Origin of the sequence: Bacillus cereus group sp. N21, from assembly GCF_016483395.1 — a bacterium.
GTDB lineage: Bacteria > Bacillota > Bacilli > Bacillales > Bacillaceae_G > Bacillus_A > Bacillus_A pseudomycoides.
Genome location: NZ_JAEHBX010000013.1, coordinates 1 through 20,716, shown reverse-complemented (window position 1 = coordinate 20,716; position 20,716 = coordinate 1). Strand labels below are relative to the sequence as shown.

The window sequence follows — 20,716 nt, the reverse complement described above, 5'->3', positions numbered from 1 at the left end:
TTAGATTGAGAATTGCTGTAATTGGAGCAATGGAAGAAGAAGTACGTATTTTACGTGACAAATTAGAACAAGCAGAAACAGAAACCGTTGCAGGTTGTGAATTTACGAAAGGGACATTAGCAGGACATGAAGTAATCTTGTTAAAGTCTGGTATTGGTAAAGTAAATGCGGCTATGTCGACGACAATTTTATTAGAGAGATACCAACCTGAAAAAGTAATTAATACAGGCTCAGCTGGTGGATTCCATCAATCTTTAAATGTTGGGGATGTTGTCATCTCAACAGAAGTTCGCCATCATGACGTGGATGTAACTGCATTTGATTACGAATATGGTCAAGTGCCAGGGATGCCACCAGGATTTAAAGCGGATGAAGCACTAATAGCATTAGCTGAGAAATGTATGAAATCCGAAGAGAACATTCAAGTTGTGAAAGGAATGATTGCAACAGGAGATTCATTTATGAGTGATCCAAACCGAGTTGCAGCAATCCGTGATAAATTTGAAAATCTTTACGCAGTAGAAATGGAAGCAGCAGCGGTTGCGCAAGTATGTCATCAATACAAAGTACCATTTGTAATTATTCGTGCACTTTCTGATATTGCTGGTAAAGAATCAAACGTTTCATTTGATCAATTTTTAGATCAAGCAGCTCTTCATTCTACAAACTTTATTGTAAAAGTGTTAGAAGAGTTAAAGTAATGTAACAAAAAGGCAACTGTCTCATATAAAGAAGATACATACAGTTGCCTTTTCTTTATTGGCAAATAAGGAGGAGAACACGATGAAGGTGTATCGTGGAGTTCATGAATTAATCGGTCATACACCGATTGTAGAAATTATTCGTTTTTCACTTCCAGAGGGCGTTCGTTTATTTGCAAAGCTTGAATTTTATAATCCAGGTGGAAGCGTGAAAGATCGCTTAGGAAGAGAATTGATTGAAGATGCACTAGCAAAAGGACTTGTAAAGCCAGGGGGAACAATTATTGAACCGACGGCAGGGAATACTGGCATTGGACTGGCACTCGCAGCACTAGAGCATGATTTACATGTAATTGTTTGTGTTCCAGAAAAATTCAGTATTGAAAAGCAAGAGCTGATGAAAGCACTTGGTGCAACAGTTGTGCATACGCCAACTGAACAAGGAATGACAGGCGCAATTGCGAAGGCGAAAGAATTAGTAAAAGAAATTCCAAATTCATACTCTCCAAGTCAATTTGCAAATGATGCAAATCCACGTGCCTATTTCAAAACATTAGGACCAGAGCTGTGGGAAGCGTTGGATGGAGAGATTAACATATTCGTAGCAGGTGCAGGTACTGGCGGTACATTTATGGGAACTGCCTCCTATTTAAAAGAACAAAATCGTGAAATTAAAACGGTGATTGTAGAACCAGAAGGATCTATTTTAAATGGTGGTGAAGCAGGTTCACATGAAACAGAAGGAATCGGTCTTGAATTTATTCCGCCATTTTTAAAATCATCATATTTCGATGAAATTCATACCATTTCTGATCGAAATGCATTCAGACGTGTGAAAGAATTAGCGCAGAAAGAAGGCCTTCTTGTTGGTAGTTCTTCAGGAGCAGCATTTCATGCGAGCCTATTAGAGGCTGAAAAGGCAAAACCAGGTACAAATATTGTAACGATTTTTCCAGATAGCAGTGAGCGTTATTTAAGTAAAGATATATACAAAGGGTGGGAATAAAAAATGAGAGCAAAAACAAAGTTAATTCATGGTATTCGCATAGGAGAACCTTCAAATGGATCTGTAAACGTACCGATTTATCAAACAAGTACGTACAAACAAGAAGCAGTTGGTAAACATCAAGGATACGAATATTCACGTACAGGTAATCCAACGCGTTCAGCATTAGAAGAAATGATTGCCGTATTAGAAAACGGTCATGCAGGATTTGCATTTGGTTCAGGAATGGCTGCTATTACAGCAACTATTATGTTATTCTCAAAAGGAGATCATGTCATTTTAACAGATGACGTATATGGCGGAACATATCGTGTGATTACAAAAGTATTGAATCGTTTCGGTATTGAACATACATTTGTAGATACAACAAATTTAGATGAAGTAGCAGAAGCAGTTCGTCCGAATACGAAAGCAATCTATGTAGAAACACCAACAAACCCATTATTAAAAATTACAGATATTAAGCAAATTTCCGCGTTTGCAAAAGAAAAAGGTTTACTAACAATTATTGATAACACATTCATGACGCCATACTGGCAGTCACCAATTTCTTTAGGAGCAGATATTGTACTTCACAGTGCAACGAAATATTTAGGTGGACATAGCGATGTTGTTGCCGGATTAGTTGTTGTAAATAGCCCACAATTAGCAGAAGACCTTCATTTCGTTCAAAACTCAACAGGTGGTATTCTTGGACCACAAGATAGCTTCTTGTTACTTCGTGGTTTAAAAACATTAGGAATTCGTATGGAAGAACATGAAATAAATTCACGCGCGATTGCTGAGTTTTTAAATAATCATCCAAAAGTTAATAAAGTATACTATCCAGGCCTTGAATCACATCCGAATCATGCATTAGCAACTGAACAAGCGAATGGATATGGTGCAATTATTTCATTCGATGTCGATAGTGAAGAAACGCTAAATAAAGTACTTGAGAAACTGCAGTATTTTACGCTTGCTGAAAGTTTAGGAGCAGTAGAAAGCTTAATTTCTATTCCAGCTCAAATGACACATGCATCTATTCCAGCAGATCGTCGTAAAGAGCTAGGAATTACAGATACATTAATTCGTATTTCTGTCGGTATTGAAGATGGCGAAGATTTAATTGAAGATTTAGCCCAAGCATTAGCATAATAAAAAAGCACTGCTAAAAAGGCAGTGTTTTTTTAAATACAATTTGTGAAATTTTTCACAAATTAGACACACACAATTAAAAATATTTCGTGTATAGTAAAATCATGAAATAATACTTCACACATAAATATGTGAAACATTTCACAAATAATAGGATTCATGTAGGAAAAGTAACTCTATTTTTTTACGCTAATAGGGACGTATTAAGACCCTTAGGGTCTATTTAAGTCCATATAGCAGAATAGGAGGAAATTACATGGTAGTCAAAGAGAAAGTTGTAAATGAAACGCAAGAAGTGGCAGAAATGATTGAGACGTTAGTAAAGAATGGTAAAAAAGCTTTACAAGCATTAGAAGGTTTTACACAGGAACAAATTGATAAAATTGTACATGAAATGGCACTTGCGGGCGTGGATCAACATATGCCGCTTGCAAAAATGGCTGTTGAAGAAACGGGACGCGGTGTGTATGAGGATAAATGTATTAAAAATATTTTTGCAACTGAATATATTTGGAATAGCATAAAAAATGACAAAACAGTGGGGATTATTCGTGAGGATCCACATGAGGAAGTAATAGAAATTGCAGAGCCGGTCGGTGTGGTTGCTGGGGTAACGCCAGTAACAAATCCAACGTCAACAACGATGTTTAAAGCGATCATTGCGATAAAAACGAGAAACCCAATTATTTTTGCATTCCACCCTTCAGCGCAGCAATGTTCTATCGCAGCTGCAAAAACAGTGCGCGATGCTGCAGTGAAAGCTGGTGCACCAGAGAACTGTATTCAATGGATTGAAAAGCCTTCTGTTGAGGCAACAAAACAATTAATGAATCATGAAGGTGTAGCACTTGTTCTGGCAACAGGAGGAGCAGGAATGGTAAAATCAGCATATTCAACTGGTAAACCAGCTTTAGGAGTAGGACCAGGTAACGTTCCATGTTATATGGAAAAATCAGCGAATGTGAAACGTGCTGTGAATGATGTAATCTTATCAAAAACATTTGATAACGGTATGATTTGTGCTTCTGAACAAGCAATTATTGTAGACAAAGAGATCTATAATGATGTGAAACAAGAAATGATAGCAAACAATTGTTATTTTGTAACAGAAGATGAACGGAAAAAATTAGAGAAACTTGTCATTAATGAAAATACATGTGCAGTAAATAGCGATATTGTTGGGAAATCTGCTCACTACATTGCATCACTAGTAGGAATTGCAGTACCAGAAGATACAAAAATGCTGGTTGCAGAAATTAAAGGAGTCGGCGCAAATTATCCGCTATCCCGCGAAAAATTAAGCCCAGTATTAGCTTGTATAAAAGCAAATTCATTAGAAGAAGGATTGCAGCATTGTGAAAACATGTTAGAGCTTGGCGGTTTAGGACATTCTGCAGTTATTCATTCTACAAATACAGAAGTACAAAAACAGTTTGGTTTACGTATGAAAGCATGTCGCCTTATTGTGAATGCTCCGTCAGCACAAGGCGGAATTGGTGATATATATAATGCTTTCATTCCATCGCTTACACTTGGATGCGGATCATACGGAAAGAACTCTGTATCTCAAAACGTAACGGCAACTCATTTAATGAACGTAAAGAGACTTGCAAATAGAAAAAAGAATATGCAGTGGTTCAAGCTGCCACCAAAAATTTATTTTGAAAAACACGCTACACAATATTTAGCAAGTATGCCAAACATTTCACGAGCATTCATTGTAACAGATCCTGGAATGGTTCAACATGGATATATTGATGTAGTAACGCATTATTTAGGTCAACATAGAAATGATGTAAAAGTAGAAATATTCTCTGAAGTAGAACCAGATCCATCAGATGAAACTGTATTTAAAGGTGCAGAAATGATGAGAAGCTTCAAGCCAGACGTGATTATTGCTCTTGGCGGCGGATCAGCGATGGATGCAGCAAAAGGAATGTGGCTATTTTATGAGCATCCAGAAACAGAATTCTTTGGTATCAAACAAAAGTTTTTAGATATTAGAAAACGTACATGCAAATATCCAAAACTAGGAACTAAAGCGCAGTTTGTTGCGATTCCTACAACATCTGGAACAGGATCAGAAGTGACACCATTTGCGGTTATTACAGATAAAAAGAATAATATCAAATACCCGCTTGCTGATTATGAATTAACACCAGACGTTGCAATCGTTGACCCGCAGTTCGTTAAGACAGTACCACCACATGTAACTGCTGATACAGGAATGGACGTATTAACACATGCGATTGAAGCGTACGTATCTATTATGGCAAACGATTATACAGATGGATTAGCTTTAAAAGCAATTGATCTTGTCTTTAAATATTTACCACGTGCATATAAAGATGGAAATGACGAAGAAGCTCGTGAAAAAATGCATAATGCTTCAGCAATTGCTGGGATGGCATTTGCCAATGCGTTTCTTGGTATTAACCATAGCTTAGCGCATAAAATTGGACCGGAGTTTCATATTCCGCATGGACGTGCTAATGCAATCTTAATGCCGCATGTTATTCGCTATAATGCAATTAAGCCAAGAAAACATGCACTATTCCCTAAATATGAGCACTTTGTTGCGGATGAGCGTTATGCACATATCGCAAGAATGCTTGGTCTTAAAGCACGTACAGTAGAAGAAGGCGTGGAATCATTAGTACAAGCTATTATCGCCCTTGGAAAAGAATTAAATATCAATATGAGTGTTGCTGGTCAAGGTGTTGAAAAAGAAGCATTTGAAGCGGTTGTTGATATACTTTCTGAACGAGCATTTGAAGATCAATGTACAACAGCAAATCCGAAATTACCGCTTATTTCAGAGTTGAAAGAAGTGTATATGCAAGCTTATAAAGGTGTATAGAAAATTTGAAAGAGCCGTTTAGCAGCGGCTCTTTTTACTTTGGAAAACATCTCCCTCATTGGCTGGATTTACTTGCCTTAAAAACTATTAGAATATGATAAAGTGAGAGGGAGGAGTGGTAGAAGTATGAAAGAATTACAACAGAAAATAGCAGATTATATTCGCTTCGGTCAAGTTCTTCTTGCGCTAGCCACATTTTTAATGATTGGTCTATTGATTCCAAATGAAGGAAGAGAAACTGTACAATCCTTTGCGATGATGGGTGTTATTGTTTTATTTTTAGGGATGTCATTTTTCTTCTTCAAACGTGTTAAAGTATTGCGTGACAGGTTAGAGGAGAACGAGTATGAATAAGATTGATAGATGAAACGCTACGAAAAGAGTGTATCTTTTTGTAGCGTTTTTTCGTATAAGTAAAATTTGTAGAAAATGTATGTGTTTTATATTGACAATGATAATCTTTATCAATTAAAATATAATAGAACTAAGTTCTAATTCAAGGTCATTTGTGAACGGGAAGTTCTTGTACGTTGTTAGAACAAGATAAATACCTAGTATATAATTGAAAATCCTCCCCCTCCCTCAATTGTAGTTTTCTTTATACTAGTTATGATATGGATGCAGTAGACAAGTCTTTGTCTACTGCTTTTTTTTCGTTAAAACTTGTATATCACTGTAATCTTTGATGATAAAATCTGCATACGGTGTTAACTCTTCTATTGCATGTTCATGATTAGCAATGCCTACAGCAATACTTCCGGCCTCTTTAGCCATTTTTACATCTACAACAGTATCTCCAACCATTACTAGCTCATTTGGTCTAATATCAAGCTGTTCACATGCTTTTGTAATCATTTCTGGATGAGGCTTTCCGTTTTCTACATCTTCTGGCGTAAAGAGAAATTGAAGAGATGGTATGTTAAGTAAATCAATACATTTTTTTGTTCTCACCTTATTGTCCGAGGTAAGAATACCTGTGTATATTTCTTCTTTTTGCAAAGAAATAATGCATTCAGTTATCCCTTGAATAGGATGAAAAGCTTGTTCAATGGATAATTGCTCATTACTTTCTTCAAATATGGTAGTAGCGAGCTCTTTGCAACGGTGCCATGGATATTTTTTGATTTGATATAAAAGGCTGGCGACAACAATAATTTCTTCTTCTTCAGATGCGACCGCTAACAGGCCTTTAAAATCAACTTTGTTTGGAGGTACAAATCCAACTGCTTTTTCCCACAGAGGTTCATACTTTTTACCAACAATTTGTGAAAATTTGTATTTTCGCAGTCTATCAATTTCCTGCCAAAATGGAATCGCGTGAAATAATGTACCATCCTTATCAAAGGCAATTGCTTTCGTTTCAATAACCTCTCCAGAAATTTGAATTTTTCCCATATTTCATGTCACCTCGTTTATAATAGTTACCATATACTGTACATTCTGAAATGCATTACAGGTCAAGGGGGAAGTTAAGATTTCTACAATTGAAGATATCGCTAAATTAGCCGGAGTGTCTAAAGCAACCGTTTCCCGTGTGATCAATCATCATCCGTATGTACGTCCAGAATTAAGGGCGAGAGTGCAAGCGATTATTGATGAAAAAAATTATGTACCTGTGGCGACAGCGAAAGATCTACGTCGTCTACAAACAAAATTAATCGGTGTAGTCGTACCAAATTTACATCATCCCTTTTTTAGTCAGTTAATTCAAGAGTTAAGTGGTATTTTAAAAATAGATCGTTATGATATCGTGATATTACAATCAAATTATGAAATTGAGAGAGAAAGAGAATTTTTACAATATATTAGGACGAAAAAGTTAGATGGGCTTATTTTTACTACACTTTCTTTGCCAATAGAGGAAATAGAGCGTGCGATAACTTCAGGAGCTATTGTTATTTGTAATGAACATGTAGAAACAGAACTCGTATCTACAGTTCAATTTGATGAAGAGCTAGCTGGTTACATTGGAACGAGGCATCTTTTGGAAAATGGATATACACGTATAGGATTTTGTTACGATACATTAAAAAGTAAAGCGCAGAGAAAAAGATATCAAGGGTATAAAAGAGCTTTAAAGGAGTATGGTCTACAGTTACAGCAAGAATGGGTATTTCCAAATTGCTATGGGCTGAAGGATGGGAAGAGGGTAATAGATAGCATTCACTCCATGCAAAATGCCCCAGATTCCATCTTTACAGGCAGTGATGAAATAGCTGCTGGAATTATTATGGAGGCTCAAAAGTTGAAAATTGCGATCCCACAAGATTTTGGTGTTATAGGATTTGATAATCAAGAACTTTCGATGATAATGCATCCTAATATAACAACGATTAATACCTCCATTACAAGTATGGCAAAGAATTCTATCGTATTATTACATAAACAATTGCGAGGAGAGCCTGTACAACGTATACAATTACCTATTTCAATTATAGAAAGAGAATCTACAAGAAGGGAGTAGGATATGTTCCATACAGATCGTTTACAATTTCGAAAATATACAATGGATGACTTAGATTTCTATGCTTCCTTATGGGGAAATGTGAAAGTAATGCGCTACATTGGGAACGGAACGCCAAAAACATATGTGCAGTGTAAGAAAAGTCTGGAAAGCTGGGTTCTTCCTAGTTATAAAAACGGTTTAGGATTATTTCTAATGATTGAAAAGGATACAGGTACTCCAATTGGTCACGCAGGACTCGTTAGGCAACAAGTAGATGGAAGAGAAGAAATTGAAATTGGGTACTGGTTACTTCCAGAGTATTGGGGAAATGGATATGCAAAGGAAGCAGCAACAGCTTTTCGAGATTATGGTTTTCAAGTGTTAAGTTTGAATAAGCTCATTTCTCTTATTAATCCAGATCATCCTGCTTCTATCTTTGTTGCCCGAAAAACAGGAATGAGTTATGAGAAGACAGCATCATTTCATGGAATAGATGTTCTTGTATATGCAATTAAAAGAACAGGATAAATCCTGCTCTTTTAAAGAATGAGACTACTAAATACCATTAATATGTTTAAAATTACATGCCATATAATAGCTGGAATGATACTATTTGATTTCACAACTATTCCTCCATAAAATATACCAGCTATAATAAAAGCGGTGGAAACACTCCAAGAAAAACCTAAGGAGTAATGCTGCAAACCAAAACCAATGCTTGTAAGCAAAATAGCCCATTTTTCATCAAACTGATTTGTAAACTGATGTAGTAGGATTCCCCGCCAAATACATTCTTTTAATACGCCATTGATAATAGAAAACAATACGGCAAATAGCATGATATGTTGTATATAAGATATTTCTATTTGTAGTAGAAAAGGTGTAAAGGTGACGATGTTAATAGAAATCGCGATGATAAGAAATATATAAATTTTAACTTGATGAGGACCACTCCAAATAAAAGGCATGTGCAAAGTATTGTTCCATTTTGGTTGATTCCAATTTAGAGATATTCGCTGTTTGCGTACAAGAGCATCTATGAGAAATGGCACAAAAACAAGAAGTAGGCAAAGACGTTTCACAATAATTGTTAGTTCTCTTGAAGAAAAGGGAATTTGATCAATAGTAAATAAATAGAGAAAGAATCCACTCCCAAATAATAGAGTAATCCATATGAAATGATGATAGTTTTTCTTTTTTAGTAGTAGAAGTAGTAATGTAAGGATCCATAAACAAAAGAATGCTATATTAGTAGTTTGTATAGTAATCATAAGAGGTGTAAAAGAATAATAAAAATCCCTTCATCTTTTTCTCCTTTTAAAAAGGTAATATTCAACTTTTAAAGAATAGTATATAACAATAAAAGGGGGAGTGGGATTGTATATTTATCATAATGGACTCATTATTCGAGAAGGAACGACAGGTGTGCCAGCTTATGCAATTAAAAGTTTATTTGAAGATGCGGGCTGGAGTAACAATAGCATTCCATCATGGCAAATTGAAAAATTTACGATAGCATTTGAAAATTCTACGTGGGCTTTTACGATTTGGGATGAGGAAGAAATGATTGCGATGGTTCGTGTTATTTCTGATCAGATAATGGCTGCAAATATTATGGATTTAGTTGTGAAGTATGAATATAGAGGAAAAGGATTAGGAAAGAAGCTCGTTTCCCTTTGTATGCAGAAACTCCCTCATGGAGATTGGTTTGCTCATACTTCTGCGAATAATTTTGATTTTTATCGTAGTTGTGGTTTTGAGGTGCGGGATTTATCTCAAAATGGGACGTGTGCTTATTATGGTTATAATGAAGCGAAAAAAGCAGGACATCGATAATCCCATTAGATAATAGAAAGCGTGTAAAAAGGATTGCTAGACGATAGCGATCCTTTTGTATTTACACAAATAAACTATTTTATTGTACAAAAAAGAAGTAGTGAATTGCGAATGAGAGAGTAAACAAGGGGAGTAGGAATATCATTTTCTTTTTGAAACCTTTAAAGAAGGAGTTATTATTGGGAGCAAGCCAAACTTCTAATGTGGAATAGAAGAGTAATGAAACTGCCAATAATATGCCACTAACTAATTCAAATGTCATTGTTAAGACCTCCAATTTCACCAAAGATACTTAAATAATAACATGAAAATGTTAATTATTAACAGTTTGTAACGATACTTTTAGTGATTAAAATGAAGGTCTATTCATTTTGTGGTAAAATAATAAAGAAAATTCAGAAATTTAAAAAGGAGGATAAAATGAATATTAAAGTAGGAGATACGTTTCGGTACGAAAGAACATTTACAGAAGAAGAGGTTTTGGAATTTGCTCATCTTACAGGTGATAAAGGGAGACATCATATGGAACATGATGAGCAGGGACGTTTAATGGTGCATGGTTTATTAACTGCAAGTATTGGAACGAAAATTGGTGGAGAGGTACATTACATAGCACGGGAATTAGTAAGTGAATTCATCAGGCCTGTTTTTACTGGAGATACAATTACTTGTGATGTAACTCTTACAAGTGTGGAACAAATGGAAGGGTACAAAAAGGTATCGATAGAGTCGATTTATCGTAATCAAAAAGGGAAAGAAGTATTAGTAGGATCAAGCTATGGAATTATACGAGAATAATGCAAAAAGCCTGTTTTTCATTTTTGAAAACAGGCTTTTTACATTGCCTTTTAATATACACGTTTTCGATTTTCAGCATGGCTCGAGATGAGTAATAATGCGGAGTCTTCGCCAATATTACGCACAATATGTGGCACACATGCACTCCAGGAGAAAGAATCTCCTTCTTCCACAATCGCGATATCTTCTCCGTGCTGTACTTCTAATTTACCGCGCAAAACAAGATGGCATTCTTCACCTTCATGAGCATTTGGTATATTTTCTTTTGGGAATCCAGCTGGGATTTCTACTAAAGATAAACGAAGGCCTCCTTGCTCAGCGACATGTTCAATCCTTTGTTCATCTTTTCCATACACACTGTATTTTCGTTCTTCCTTTTTTACAATTTTCATGTGATCTTTTTGCTCAAGTAATAAATAAGGAAGAGGAACGTTTAAAAATTTGGAAATGGTTTCTAAAGTTGAGATAGATGGAGAAGTTTTATTATTCTCGACCTGGCTCATAAAACCTTTAGAAAGTCCTGTTCCTTCACAAATTTGGGCGATAGTGACGCCTCTGCGCTGACGAATTTCACGTATTGCAGAACCGATATTCATAATAATCAAGCTCCTTTTTTGTAGACAACTATTTGTATCATAGCAAAAAAAAACATTTTTTTCTCAAGAAAAATAAATTGACGAATAAAAAAAATATTGTATGTTTTATAATATAAACAAAAGTTTTATATTATAAAACTAAAAAGGAGAGAACAAAATGAATCAACATATTGGTAATTTAATTATTCGTATTGTATTAGGAGTAACGTTTTTTATGCATGGTTTGGCAAAGTTCCAATCAGGCATTGATAATATTGCAGGATGGTTTACAAGCATTGGTTTACCAGGTGCTCTTGCATACGGCGTAGCGACAGTAGAATTAGTTGGTGGTCTGTTATTGATTATCGGTTTAGGTGTACGTTATATTGGATTATTATTCGCACTTATTTTAGTTGGAGCAATTGTAAAAGTAAAATGGTCTGCTGGTTTATTAGGAGATGGAAAGAATCCAGGATACGAATTAGACCTTGCATTGTTGGCAATGGGTCTTTACTTATTCGTTGTTAAAGCTGAAGGTTTTGTAGATAACTTCTTAAAAGCAACTGTATTCAAAAAAGACTAATCGAAATGGGGGCATAACAATATGGACTTTCGACTTCATCCCAGTACAACACTCGGTGCAGTTCATTTATATGTATCGAACTTACAACAGTCTCTAGCATTTTATACAGATGTGTTACGATTGAAAGTGGTAAGAGAAGAGGAGCATATCGCTACACTTGGTAATGAAAGTAATGAACCACTTCTTATAATAGAAGAGAAAGAAAATGCTCTTCCAAAACAAAGAAGTCGCACTGGTTTATATCACTTTGCAATCTTACTACCAAGTAGACAAGATTTAGCAAATATTCTTCTTCATCTTGTGCAGAAAGTGTATCCGTTACATGGCGGGGCAGATCATTACTTTAGCGAAGCAATTTATTTAGCTGACCCAGATGGAAATGGAATCGAAATTTATCATGATCGTCAAAGAGAAGTATGGCGTGATGAAAAGGGAGAGCTTCCGTTTGTTAGCAACCCATTAGATGGAGAAGGATTATTACAACAAGGAAATGAGTGGAATGGATTTCCAAGCGGAACAGTAATGGGACATATCCATTTACATGTTGCTGATTTAGAAGAAGCAAAACGTTTTTATGTAGATGGGCTTGGATTTGAAGTGACGATTCCAGTCCGAAACGGTGTATTATTTGTTTCAGCAGGTGGCTATCATCACCATGTTGGTTTAAATACATGGCAAGGTGAAGGTGTGCCGCCGCAAATGCCAAATTCCGTTGGCTTGAAATATTTCACAATTGTACTAGTAGATGAAAAAGAAAAAGAGCAAGTGTGTGAAAGCTTAAAATATATTGGCGCGATTGCTACGTATAAAGATGGAATAATGCAAGTAGAAGATCCGTTTGGTCACTGTATTCAATTGATTGTAAAAGGAGAAGCCTAAATAAAGGCTTCTCCTTTTTTACTTTCTTATAATTGCTTTTTCATTTTGTAAAAAGAGTTCATTAAACTGTCTTGCTAGCTCGAAATCAAGTTTTGTTAAACCTTTTGCATTCCAGGATGACAAAGTAATAATGACTGCTTTATACTGGATAAGGATAAATGGATGGTGATTGTGTTCTTCTGATAGTTTGGCGGCTTCAGAGACAAATTCGACACCTTTTAAGTAGTCGGAAAACATATATTTTCTTTCAATCCATTTTTCATCTTTCACTGTCCATTTATCTAGCTTTGCTAATTCCTCTTGCACTTCTTCATCTGTTAGTCGTTGCATTATTGTTCACATCCTTTATTGAGAGTAGGGCAAGACCATTGCTAATCAAACGTTTTACAGATTCATTTTCTGTAAAAGTAGAAAGTTGTTGTAATAGAGCAGTAGATGCGTCGTGCCCTTTGTTATGCTCTAAAAGTAATTCTAAAATTTCAAGACGAAGTAACCATTCTTTCGTATAGAACTTATTTAGTACCTCTTGAATTGCTACTAATTGTTCCACATGTGAATCTTGTAACACACCTTCATTTCGAATATCACGAACGGTTTGATACATACGATCAAGCTCAGTTAATGTAAGTGGTTCTGGTGTTTCTTCTACTTCTTCAGTCACTTCGAAGAATGCGGCTGCATCGGCTGCGCCTGGGAATACAGAAGTGATTTTTGAACCAACTGCCATGTCAAAAGCTCCCCATGAAGCATCAAATAATAGACGATCTTTGTAAACCACTGTGCAATCTGTAAATGAAATAAGAGCGATTTTTTCATCGTTTTTCATAATATCGGTTACTGTTCCTTTTACATGAACACCGCTTGCAAAGTATAGTTCCGTACGATTACCAATGATAATGCCTAATGCTTGTAACTCCTCATCTGTGCAATCTTCGAGTGAAACATTGCCTTCTAATAAACCAACTGGTGTACCAAATCCATCTTGATGTACAGCTGTAGAATGATTCGGTAGTTGTTTATTGTTTAGTGCTAATGCAGTCGGTGTATTTGTTTTCATGTAAATCACTCTACCTGCATCATTTTGAATATTTTCTGCAAATGTACCTGTAATTTGTAACCCACTACTTAATTGAGCAGTTGCATTGTTTTCAGAACGAATTGCTTTTTCTAATCCTTCTGCGTCACCTGTTTTAAAAGCCATTGTTTCAGAGAAGTTCTCAAGTGCCTCTGTTAATTCTTCAAATGACTTGCATACAAATAGCTGTGGTTGCATTTTTGTAACATCATAGGTCGTTTTTGTACAAGCTTCAATTGAGAATGGGACTTTTTCTACAGCATCTGTTAAACAATGTTTGCTCTCACCGACAGAGGAGAGAAGACCGGCACCGTAAATTTTCGGGTTATTTATATCTCCAATTAAGCCGTACTCGACTGTCCACCAGAAAAGGCGAGAAATTTGTTCCGCTTCTGATAAGCCAGAAACAAGCTTTTGCTTTTCGACAACTTCTTTTTCAGCTGCTGCAACTTCTTCTGGTGTAGAAGTTGGACTTTCTTTCACAATTGTCAAAGTACGCACAGCTTCAAAAGCATCGTGTTCTTCTTTAGTTGAAAATGCTTTTGCTCCAATTTGGCCAAATCGTTTTACATATTTTGCATATGTAGGATCAAGTAAAATCGGTGCATGTCCAGCTGCTTCGTGAACGATATCAGGAGCTGGAGTATATTCAATGTTTTCCACTTTACGAATATCTGTTGCGATTGGTAATAAACCATGTCCTTGGAAATCAAAGAACGCTACGCCGGGAATAAGGCCGTCAATCGTTACTGCACCCCAACCACTTGGTGCTAAGCATTCATTCATTTCTTCAACCTTTGGAATTGCATCTATATTAATACCAGATGATTGTAGTCCGTTAACATAGGCTGGATGAGCAACATCTTTTAAAAAGTTATGGTTTTGTCTCATAATGTAACGCCACACAGCGTGATTAACCGGTGTGTACTGATCGTAATGCTGCGTGGATACAAATGGTTTTAAATGTGATGGAATTTCTGTTTTCTTTGTCATTAATACATCCTCCTTTTTTATCTGTAAAAACTGCTGTGATTACTTTTGGGTATATCACCCCCTTTCAATTATTGTAAGCGCTTATAAGATTTTATCATAAGATTCGGAATTATTTAACATTTGTTTTTGTGAGAAATAGAAAAAGCCCCTATCGGAAAATCCGATAGGGGCGAAGAAATCGCGGTACCACCCTATTTGTAAGTGAAAATCCACCTACTTCTCAGTTACTGATAACGGAAAAATCCGTCTTTTCCTTCATGCAAAAATAGCACTACGAAAAAGAAACTCCAGAATTGTAATTCGCACTTGTATATGTACTGATTCGCACCAAACATCAGCTCTCTGAAACAGGGATATAAGTTACTACTGCGATTCTTTCAACGCGTAATATATGAAATTGTTTAAAAGGGGAAGACGCAAAAAAGTCCCTATCGGAAAATCCGATAGGGACGATAGAAATCGCGGTACCACCCTACTTGTAAACAAAAAATTGTTTACCACTTACTTTAAGATAACGGAAAGATCCGTCTTTCTCTTCATGCATAATCGCACTACGGGAAAGAAGCTCCAGAATTGTAATTCACGCTTGTATATGTACTGATTTGCACCAACCATCAGTTCTCTGAGTCAGGGATATAAGTCGCTACTAGGTTTCCTTCAAAGCCGATATATAATTCGTTCAACTAAACTATGTTTCGTATTATAAAACTACATTTGAATAGTTGTCAACAATAATTTTATTTAAATATAGTAGATAAGGGGAACGATAAGTGGGAATTATCTATAGGAGGATAGGAAAAGATGTGGAGAAAAATAATTGTTTTGATTGTCTGTGTTTGCTGCTTATGTGAAGCTGTGCCTACTGTTCAAGCTGAAACAAAAAATATACAAGTAGCTTTTATTCGTAACCATAATCTCTGGATAAAAATCGATGGGAACGAAAAACAAATAACAAAAGGAGAGTACATAACAAAGCCAAAATGGTCACATGATGGAAAATGGATCGCATACGCAAAGGGAGAGGAACAAAATCAGCTTGAATTGTACCGTGTTGCGGATGGAAAAAAAGTTGTTCCGTCTCAGACAGAAGCAACGAATTATCAATGGTCACCGGCAGAGAATATAATTGCATTTGAATTTACAAGCACGTTAAATACATTTGATGCAGAGAAGAAGAATGCAACGTTTGAAAATGTATCATCGGGTGTAGGAGACTATGCATGGTATCCAGACGGAAAGAAATTTCTTGTTTCGTCTGAGGCTCAGTTGCTTCCAACAGGTTGGACAGGAGCGCAGTTATATGAAGTACAAAAGGATGCAGGAATGAATCCGAATAAAATGAAACACCTGTATACATTACCGAGTATGCAGGAAGATTTCTTAGCTTATATTGCAAGTGATTTCAAGTGGTCTCCAAATCAAAAGTGGATTGCTTTTTTAGCTGTACCAACTGCTTCGTGGTCAGCTGATAGTAATACACTTTGTCTTTTGAAAGCGGACGGAAGTTATTTTGAAAAAGTAGATCAAATGTTATTAAACAGCCAATGGATACAATGGGCTCCATCGAAAAATATATTAGCTTATATTGAAGGAAGTGGAAGATTTGCGTTAGAGAATAAACATTTAAAAGTAAAGGAATTACCCGCTCTCCAGCAAGAAAAATTCACTCCAAAAGGATATGTTGATTGGGATTTTACATGGCAGGATAATGAACTTATTACTCTTTCAAGAGCGAAGGAAATGGAATGGTCGAACGAAGAAAAAAAAAGATCATTGCCTTCTTTATACCAAGTAAATATTCAATCAAATCGACAGCGTCAAATTACAACTCCTTCAAAAAAATATGGAGATTACAATCCACTTTATATAAAAAGTGAAAATCAGCTGACATGGATGCGCTCTGACCGTAAAAAGGCAGATATGTGGTTGGCGAATGGAGATGGATCGAAAGCGAAGAAATGGATTGAAAATATTGATGTCCCCCAGTGGTATTATGAAAAATGGAATTGGGAGGAAGTTATTTCTGTAAAAGAAGGTTAAAAAAGGCTGCCTAGAATATTTTTTAGGCAGCTTTTTTATAGTTATTTGTGCGTTTTATTCGGCTTCTTTTTCCCAGGATTTCCATTCCCTTGGCGTTTTCTATTTTGCTCGTCTTTCGCTTGTTTTTCGTGTATTGTGTCTAAAAAATCATTTGAGTTACTCATTGATATATCCTCCTCAGAATTTCGTTTTATCTCTGTTACTATAACCATTTGAGAGGAGAATCATGAATTGGTATTCGGATTAAAAAATGTATAACTCTGTATAGATTTTTCAGCTTTCAAACATTTGTGAATTCCTCCCTAAATATATAAGAATTATAAAGTGAAACTTTAATCAGTGGGGGTTTTCTTCATCCCCCACTGATGATTATTAGCCCTCACCAATCGGGCTTTTACGGGCAGTTGATCCCCACCTAACTTCTTTGCTTTCACTGAATTTTGAGGTGGAGGTCTTACTGCCCGTTAATGCGGGATAAAAATGGTTTACATATTTTATTGTAATAATTGCTAATATGGGTGTCAGGTATTTTTTACAGCATCATTCATAATTGTGATTAAAAATAATGCAAAAGGAATATAGAAGAGAAAGGAGAAAAGATAGAAAGATATATTTATTTTCATAGAAAGGACTAAAACTATGAAACTTATTTTCATAAGGCATGGCGAGGGAACACATACAAAAGATTTACCTATGAGCTTGCAATTAGAGAATCCAGCTTTGACAAAAGAAGGCGAAAAACAAGCATTGTTACTTCAAAGTAGTTTACCACTACAAGAAAGCGATGTATTAATAGCGAGTCCTACGCTTCGAACATTACAAACTGCTGCGATATGGAGCTCACAAGTAGTTTGCCGCAAAATAACACATCCTTATATTTCTCCACGTATTTTCCCTTATCGTGAAGGAGCGAGAACATTACCGTGTGACAGGTTGTTAGATACAAAGGTAATTCAAGAGTTATTTCCTAGTTTTTCTTTAAGAGAAAATACAAACGATATGTTATGGAATCAGGGGATAAATATGATTTCAGAGAAGGAATTTCAGAATATAGCAGATGAATTCATCGATTGGTGTTATACATTACATACAGAAAGAATTTGTATCGTTTTACACGATGGAACGATTACAGCATATAGGCAGTATTTACAAAACTTAGTTCTAACCAGAGAGGATTTTTTAGAAGAAACAGGTGTGTATGAAATAAACTTATGAATGGAGGTTTTTTATTTGAATATTGCGTTAGTAGTTGGCGATAATTCAGATTTAGAAGCACAATCGCTTCGAGCGACGCTTGAGTATTTTGGAGCAAGAGTTATTACATATTGGATTGGTCGACCGCGGGATTTGATGGATGTTCTTTCAGGGAAAAGTTTGTATGAAGATATAGATTATATTATCTTTTGCTTTCATGGTGAAGAAGGGGAATTTGTAATGGAAGAATTAGGGGAAGATGTGTATGAGAAAGATGAGCTGAGAGGAAACTTTGGTGTAACTGAAATTAAACAATATGCAAAATTGCATAACAAGTATATTATCAATAGCGGGTGTACTTTAGGAGATCCAAAACTTGCGACAGCATTTTTAAATAGTGGTGTAAAAGCTTATATAGGCTCAACAGATTATGTGGATGGAAATGCAGCACTTATGTTTACAATGCGTTTATTTTACGGGCTTATTAATCATCAAAAAACAATAGATGATGCATTTCAAGATGCAAAATCATTAGATAACGGGACTCTTACATTTGAATTATATAGAGAATGAAACGTGCTTATCCGAATATAGGATAAGCACGTTTCACATTTACCGCATAATTTTTTTTGCGAAAAATAATGAAAATCATTATCAATTATGGTATGATATTTTCAAGTTTTTTGCAAGGAAATAAAAGCAACTATATAAATGTTAGTTTTTAACATTCTATGTAATTGTCACGATTTATTCATAATTAACATTTGAAAAATAAGTAACTAATGTTAAGATATTACCTGTAACTAACTTAATTACATCTTTAGGAGGAAGATATGGTTATTCAATTTTTAAGAGAAAACAAAGCAGTTTCTTTTGTGTTAACGATTATCCGTGTTTATCTGGGGTACACATGGTTGATGGCTGGAATCGGAAAGTTACAAGGAAAGGGATTTGATGCGACAGGTTATTTGCAGGGGGCTATTGAAAAGTCAAAAGGAGCACAACCAGCTGTTCAATCTTGGTGGGCAGCATTCTTACAAGACTTTGCAATTCCGAATGTTGATCTATTTAACACGCTTGTAACATGGGGAGAAATTCTAGTTGGAATAGGTTTAATTGTAGGTTGTTTAACGAAAACAGCTGTCTTTTTTGGTCTTGTAATGAACTTTTCCTATATGTTTAGTGGGTCTCTAGGTGTGAATCCACAAATGGTTATTTTATCTATGTTTGTTTTAGTTGCTGGCATGAATGCTGGAAAACTTGGAATTGATGGTTGGATTGGACCTAAATTACTAGGTTCAAAAACGCAAAAAAGACAGAGGCAAGCTGCTTAATATATGAAACGGGTATCTCAAAGGTGAGATACCCGTTTTTATTACTTTGTCGTTTCGGTTGGATTCTTTTCAAAGAATTCTTTTACATAGCCCATAAATTCTTTCGGTTCTTGGCGGAATGGGGCATGATAACCTTTTTCAATAATATGAAAGGCGCTGTTTTTTAAAAACTGATGATAAGATTCGCCGTCTTTCCATGATACACTACTATCATTTCTGCCCCAAATAATTAAAGTCGGAAGCTTGATTTCACTAGCATTAATCTTAAGGCGTCTAGGCCACATTTTCATTTGGTTATAATGTTCTGTATCATCACGTTTAAATTTCACTTTACTTTCATCATAATTTGTAATTGAAGAAACAGTATTTAAATCAGTTGATAACTGTGGCTTAGGTGAAGCATTTCTGTTCGTTAATGATACAGCTCCTGTAGCGTCCGTTAAAATGAGATGGGTAACTGCATTTGGATATAAGTATGTTAAATTAAGAGAAATTTCTCCACCCATAGAATGACCAAGCACTGCAAATGTATCATATCCTAATTTTTTCATTAACTTATAATAAAGATTGGCATGGTTAGGGAAAGAATATGGAAAATCCATCGGCTTGGAAGAATGGCCAAATCCTAAAACATCAACGGAGATAATCGTATGATCTTTTGCTAAGTCTGCATAAATATCGCTAAATCCGTTGGATGATCCACCAAATCCATGAAGCATAAGTAATGGTGGTTTCTTTTTCCCAATTTGTTTAAAGTAAATAGTTTGTCCATCTATTTCGACCATTTTTTCATCTGTTGTTAACTTTGTTTCAATTGTATTTTTTACCTGTTTTACTGTTTCTACTGGTTTTTCTGCCGCATTACAACCCACTAATAATGTAAGAGTAAGACAGCTTACTATATAAGATTTCATTCGTTTCAAGCATTTGACCCCTTTCTAACATAACGCTGCATCCATCATAGCAAATAAATGGTCACGATTTCCAGATAGGTGACTTCAATTTTTTATCATAAGGGGTGAAAGCAGTGTTTCTTGAAATCCTTTCGATTCCAAGTGTGCTCGAAATGTACATTGTGAGTGTGGAACATCTATACGTACAGTTCCATTCCAACCTTTGCAAATGGATTGTAATAATTGGATTGCATCTCCCTCATTTTTTGCGATCAGAGGGGTAATGCACCATGCCCATCAACCTAACAGAACAGGTTACCCCCAAAACGAGAAAAATGAACTTCGTTGCTATAAAAGACATAAAAT

At 35.6% G+C, this 20,716-nt stretch carries 22 protein-coding genes, 1 pseudogene and 2 other annotated features; of the genes and pseudogenes, 15 read left to right on the top strand and 8 right to left on the bottom strand.

Annotated features, from left to right (window positions below; genetic code table 11):
- The first annotated feature begins 5 nt into the window (after positions 1–5).
- The 5 genes from mtnN (at position 6) to JDS96_RS09865 (ending at position 6,058) form a co-directional block, all read left to right on the top strand.
- Positions 6–701 (top strand): 5'-methylthioadenosine/S-adenosylhomocysteine nucleosidase, encoded by a 696-nt coding sequence (gene mtnN, locus JDS96_RS09885; protein ID WP_003200530.1) that lies wholly within the window; start codon positions 6–8, stop codon positions 699–701.
- Between the two features lie 82 nt (positions 702–783).
- Entirely contained in the window at positions 784–1,707 is a 924-nt protein-coding gene (locus JDS96_RS09880; protein ID WP_199666697.1) for an O-acetylserine dependent cystathionine beta-synthase, read from the top strand.
- Positions 1,708–1,710: 3 nt separating this feature from the next.
- Positions 1,711–2,844, top strand: coding sequence for a bifunctional cystathionine gamma-lyase/homocysteine desulfhydrase (locus JDS96_RS09875; protein ID WP_199666696.1), 1,134 nt, complete (start codon positions 1,711–1,713; stop codon positions 2,842–2,844).
- Between the two features lie 256 nt (positions 2,845–3,100).
- On the top strand, positions 3,101–5,704 hold the full coding sequence (adhE, locus tag JDS96_RS09870; protein ID WP_199666695.1) for a bifunctional acetaldehyde-CoA/alcohol dehydrogenase: 2,604 nt from the start codon (positions 3,101–3,103) through the stop codon (positions 5,702–5,704).
- Between the two features lie 126 nt (positions 5,705–5,830).
- Positions 5,831–6,058, top strand: a complete 228-nt coding sequence (locus JDS96_RS09865; RefSeq protein WP_199666694.1) for a YrhC family protein — start codon at positions 5,831–5,833, stop codon at positions 6,056–6,058.
- A 285-nt stretch (positions 6,059–6,343) separates the two neighbouring features.
- Here the strand turns inward: JDS96_RS09865 and JDS96_RS09860 are convergent, their stop codons facing one another.
- Complete coding sequence (locus tag JDS96_RS09860) at positions 6,344–7,099, bottom strand: HAD family hydrolase (RefSeq protein WP_199666693.1); 756 nt, start codon at positions 7,097–7,099, stop codon at positions 6,344–6,346.
- A gap of 115 nt (positions 7,100–7,214) precedes the next feature.
- Between JDS96_RS09860 and JDS96_RS09855 the strand changes: the two genes are divergently transcribed.
- On the top strand, positions 7,215–8,168 hold the full coding sequence (locus JDS96_RS09855) for a LacI family DNA-binding transcriptional regulator (protein ID WP_307838173.1): 954 nt from the start codon (positions 7,215–7,217) through the stop codon (positions 8,166–8,168).
- 3 nt (positions 8,169–8,171) lie between these two features.
- The gene (locus JDS96_RS09850) at positions 8,172–8,678 is read left to right on the top strand and encodes a GNAT family N-acetyltransferase (protein ID WP_199666692.1); all 507 of its coding nucleotides are present in this window, start codon (positions 8,172–8,174) and stop codon (positions 8,676–8,678) included.
- An 11-nt stretch (positions 8,679–8,689) separates the two neighbouring features.
- Here the strand turns inward: JDS96_RS09850 and JDS96_RS33005 are convergent, their stop codons facing one another.
- Positions 8,690–9,232: a CPBP family intramembrane glutamic endopeptidase gene (locus tag JDS96_RS33005; RefSeq protein ID WP_199666691.1), complete on the bottom strand. Its 543-nt coding sequence runs from the start codon at positions 9,230–9,232 to the stop codon at positions 8,690–8,692.
- 295 nt (positions 9,233–9,527) lie between these two features.
- On the opposite strand from JDS96_RS33005, the gene JDS96_RS09840 reads away from it, so the two are divergent.
- Both JDS96_RS09840 and JDS96_RS09835 read left to right on the top strand, forming a co-directional pair.
- The gene (locus tag JDS96_RS09840) at positions 9,528–9,986 is read left to right on the top strand and encodes a GNAT family N-acetyltransferase (RefSeq protein ID WP_018765876.1); all 459 of its coding nucleotides are present in this window, start codon (positions 9,528–9,530) and stop codon (positions 9,984–9,986) included.
- A gap of 420 nt (positions 9,987–10,406) precedes the next feature.
- A complete protein-coding gene (locus JDS96_RS09835) occupies positions 10,407–10,784 on the top strand; it encodes a MaoC family dehydratase (protein ID WP_016132059.1) in 378 nt (125 codons plus the stop codon).
- A gap of 50 nt (positions 10,785–10,834) precedes the next feature.
- On the opposite strand, the gene JDS96_RS09830 is transcribed toward JDS96_RS09835, so the two are convergent.
- Complete coding sequence (locus JDS96_RS09830) at positions 10,835–11,380, bottom strand: helix-turn-helix domain-containing protein (RefSeq protein ID WP_003200551.1); 546 nt, start codon at positions 11,378–11,380, stop codon at positions 10,835–10,837.
- Between the two features lie 157 nt (positions 11,381–11,537).
- Here JDS96_RS09830 and JDS96_RS09825 point away from each other — a divergent pair, with 157 nt between their 5' ends.
- Together JDS96_RS09825 and JDS96_RS09820 are read left to right on the top strand one after the other, a co-directional pair.
- Positions 11,538–11,942: a DoxX family protein gene (locus tag JDS96_RS09825; protein WP_003200553.1), complete on the top strand. Its 405-nt coding sequence runs from the start codon at positions 11,538–11,540 to the stop codon at positions 11,940–11,942.
- 21 nt (positions 11,943–11,963) lie between these two features.
- Positions 11,964–12,821 (top strand): VOC family protein, encoded by an 858-nt coding sequence (locus JDS96_RS09820; protein ID WP_199666690.1) that lies wholly within the window; start codon positions 11,964–11,966, stop codon positions 12,819–12,821.
- An 18-nt stretch (positions 12,822–12,839) separates the two neighbouring features.
- On the opposite strand, the gene JDS96_RS09815 is transcribed toward JDS96_RS09820, so the two are convergent.
- Positions 12,840–13,154, bottom strand: a complete 315-nt coding sequence (locus tag JDS96_RS09815; RefSeq protein ID WP_029427556.1) for a 4a-hydroxytetrahydrobiopterin dehydratase — start codon at positions 13,152–13,154, stop codon at positions 12,840–12,842.
- Complete coding sequence (locus tag JDS96_RS09810) at positions 13,132–14,889, bottom strand: aromatic amino acid hydroxylase (RefSeq protein ID WP_199666689.1); 1,758 nt, start codon at positions 14,887–14,889, stop codon at positions 13,132–13,134. Before JDS96_RS09810 ends, JDS96_RS09815 begins: the two co-directional genes overlap by 23 nt.
- A gap of 162 nt (positions 14,890–15,051) precedes the next feature.
- Positions 15,052–15,279: a binding site (T-box leader), on the bottom strand.
- Between the two features lie 52 nt (positions 15,280–15,331).
- Positions 15,332–15,559: a binding site (T-box leader), on the bottom strand.
- Positions 15,560–15,690: 131 nt separating this feature from the next.
- Here JDS96_RS09810 and JDS96_RS09805 point away from each other — a divergent pair.
- Positions 15,691–16,929, top strand: a complete 1,239-nt coding sequence (locus JDS96_RS09805; RefSeq protein ID WP_199666688.1) for a TolB family protein — start codon at positions 15,691–15,693, stop codon at positions 16,927–16,929.
- 41 nt (positions 16,930–16,970) lie between these two features.
- Here the strand turns inward: JDS96_RS09805 and JDS96_RS09800 are convergent, their stop codons facing one another.
- On the bottom strand, positions 16,971–17,093 hold the full coding sequence (locus tag JDS96_RS09800; RefSeq protein WP_003200562.1) for a DUF4023 domain-containing protein: 123 nt from the start codon (positions 17,091–17,093) through the stop codon (positions 16,971–16,973).
- Positions 17,094–17,568: 475 nt separating this feature from the next.
- Here JDS96_RS09800 and JDS96_RS09795 point away from each other — a divergent pair, with 475 nt between their 5' ends.
- The 3 genes from JDS96_RS09795 to JDS96_RS09785 all read left to right on the top strand — a co-directional run bounded on the left by JDS96_RS09795 (position 17,569) and on the right by JDS96_RS09785 (position 19,457).
- Positions 17,569–18,144, top strand: a complete 576-nt coding sequence (locus tag JDS96_RS09795; RefSeq protein ID WP_199666687.1) for a histidine phosphatase family protein — start codon at positions 17,569–17,571, stop codon at positions 18,142–18,144.
- Complete coding sequence (locus tag JDS96_RS09790) at positions 18,145–18,696, top strand: hypothetical protein (protein WP_006095972.1); 552 nt, start codon at positions 18,145–18,147, stop codon at positions 18,694–18,696. It begins immediately after the preceding gene.
- Between the two features lie 260 nt (positions 18,697–18,956).
- Positions 18,957–19,457 carry a DoxX family protein gene (locus tag JDS96_RS09785; RefSeq protein WP_199666686.1) on the top strand — a complete coding sequence of 167 codons (501 nt, stop codon included), beginning with the start codon at positions 18,957–18,959 and terminating at the stop codon, positions 19,455–19,457.
- A 41-nt stretch (positions 19,458–19,498) separates the two neighbouring features.
- On the opposite strand, the gene JDS96_RS09780 is transcribed toward JDS96_RS09785, so the two are convergent.
- Entirely contained in the window at positions 19,499–20,371 is an 873-nt protein-coding gene (locus JDS96_RS09780; RefSeq protein ID WP_374220996.1) for an alpha/beta fold hydrolase, read from the bottom strand.
- An 84-nt stretch (positions 20,372–20,455) separates the two neighbouring features.
- Positions 20,456–20,638 (bottom strand): annotated as a pseudogene (locus tag JDS96_RS09775) (GNAT family N-acetyltransferase); the annotation flags it as partial.
- Positions 20,639–20,716 lie beyond the last annotated feature (78 nt).

Bases quoted from the DNA above. Each gene is read 5' to 3' on its own strand.
- JDS96_RS09810 (WP_199666689.1), bottom strand. From the start codon at position 14,889: ATGACAAAGAAAACAGAAATTCCATCACATTTAAAACCATTTGTATCC.
- JDS96_RS09830 (WP_003200551.1), bottom strand. From the start codon at position 11,380: ATGAATATCGGTTCTGCAATACGTGAAATTCGTCAGCGCAGAGGCGTC.
- adhE (WP_199666695.1), top strand. From the start codon at position 3,101: ATGGTAGTCAAAGAGAAAGTTGTAAATGAAACGCAAGAAGTGGCAGAA.
- JDS96_RS09805 (WP_199666688.1), top strand. From the start codon at position 15,691: ATGTGGAGAAAAATAATTGTTTTGATTGTCTGTGTTTGCTGCTTATGT.
- JDS96_RS09790 (WP_006095972.1), top strand. From the start codon at position 18,145: ATGGAGGTTTTTTATTTGAATATTGCGTTAGTAGTTGGCGATAATTCA.
- JDS96_RS09880 (WP_199666697.1), top strand. From the start codon at position 784: ATGAAGGTGTATCGTGGAGTTCATGAATTAATCGGTCATACACCGATT.
- JDS96_RS09835 (WP_016132059.1), top strand. From the start codon at position 10,407: ATGAATATTAAAGTAGGAGATACGTTTCGGTACGAAAGAACATTTACA.
- JDS96_RS09875 (WP_199666696.1), top strand. From the start codon at position 1,711: ATGAGAGCAAAAACAAAGTTAATTCATGGTATTCGCATAGGAGAACCT.
- JDS96_RS09850 (WP_199666692.1), top strand. From the start codon at position 8,172: ATGTTCCATACAGATCGTTTACAATTTCGAAAATATACAATGGATGAC.
- JDS96_RS09860 (WP_199666693.1), bottom strand. From the start codon at position 7,099: ATGGGAAAAATTCAAATTTCTGGAGAGGTTATTGAAACGAAAGCAATT.
- JDS96_RS09820 (WP_199666690.1), top strand. From the start codon at position 11,964: ATGGACTTTCGACTTCATCCCAGTACAACACTCGGTGCAGTTCATTTA.
- JDS96_RS09780 (WP_374220996.1), bottom strand. From the start codon at position 20,371: ATGAAATCTTATATAGTAAGCTGTCTTACTCTTACATTATTAGTGGGT.
- JDS96_RS09785 (WP_199666686.1), top strand. From the start codon at position 18,957: ATGGTTATTCAATTTTTAAGAGAAAACAAAGCAGTTTCTTTTGTGTTA.
- JDS96_RS09800 (WP_003200562.1), bottom strand. From the start codon at position 17,093: ATGAGTAACTCAAATGATTTTTTAGACACAATACACGAAAAACAAGCG.
- JDS96_RS09825 (WP_003200553.1), top strand. From the start codon at position 11,538: ATGAATCAACATATTGGTAATTTAATTATTCGTATTGTATTAGGAGTA.
- JDS96_RS09795 (WP_199666687.1), top strand. From the start codon at position 17,569: ATGAAACTTATTTTCATAAGGCATGGCGAGGGAACACATACAAAAGAT.
- JDS96_RS09865 (WP_199666694.1), top strand. From the start codon at position 5,831: ATGAAAGAATTACAACAGAAAATAGCAGATTATATTCGCTTCGGTCAA.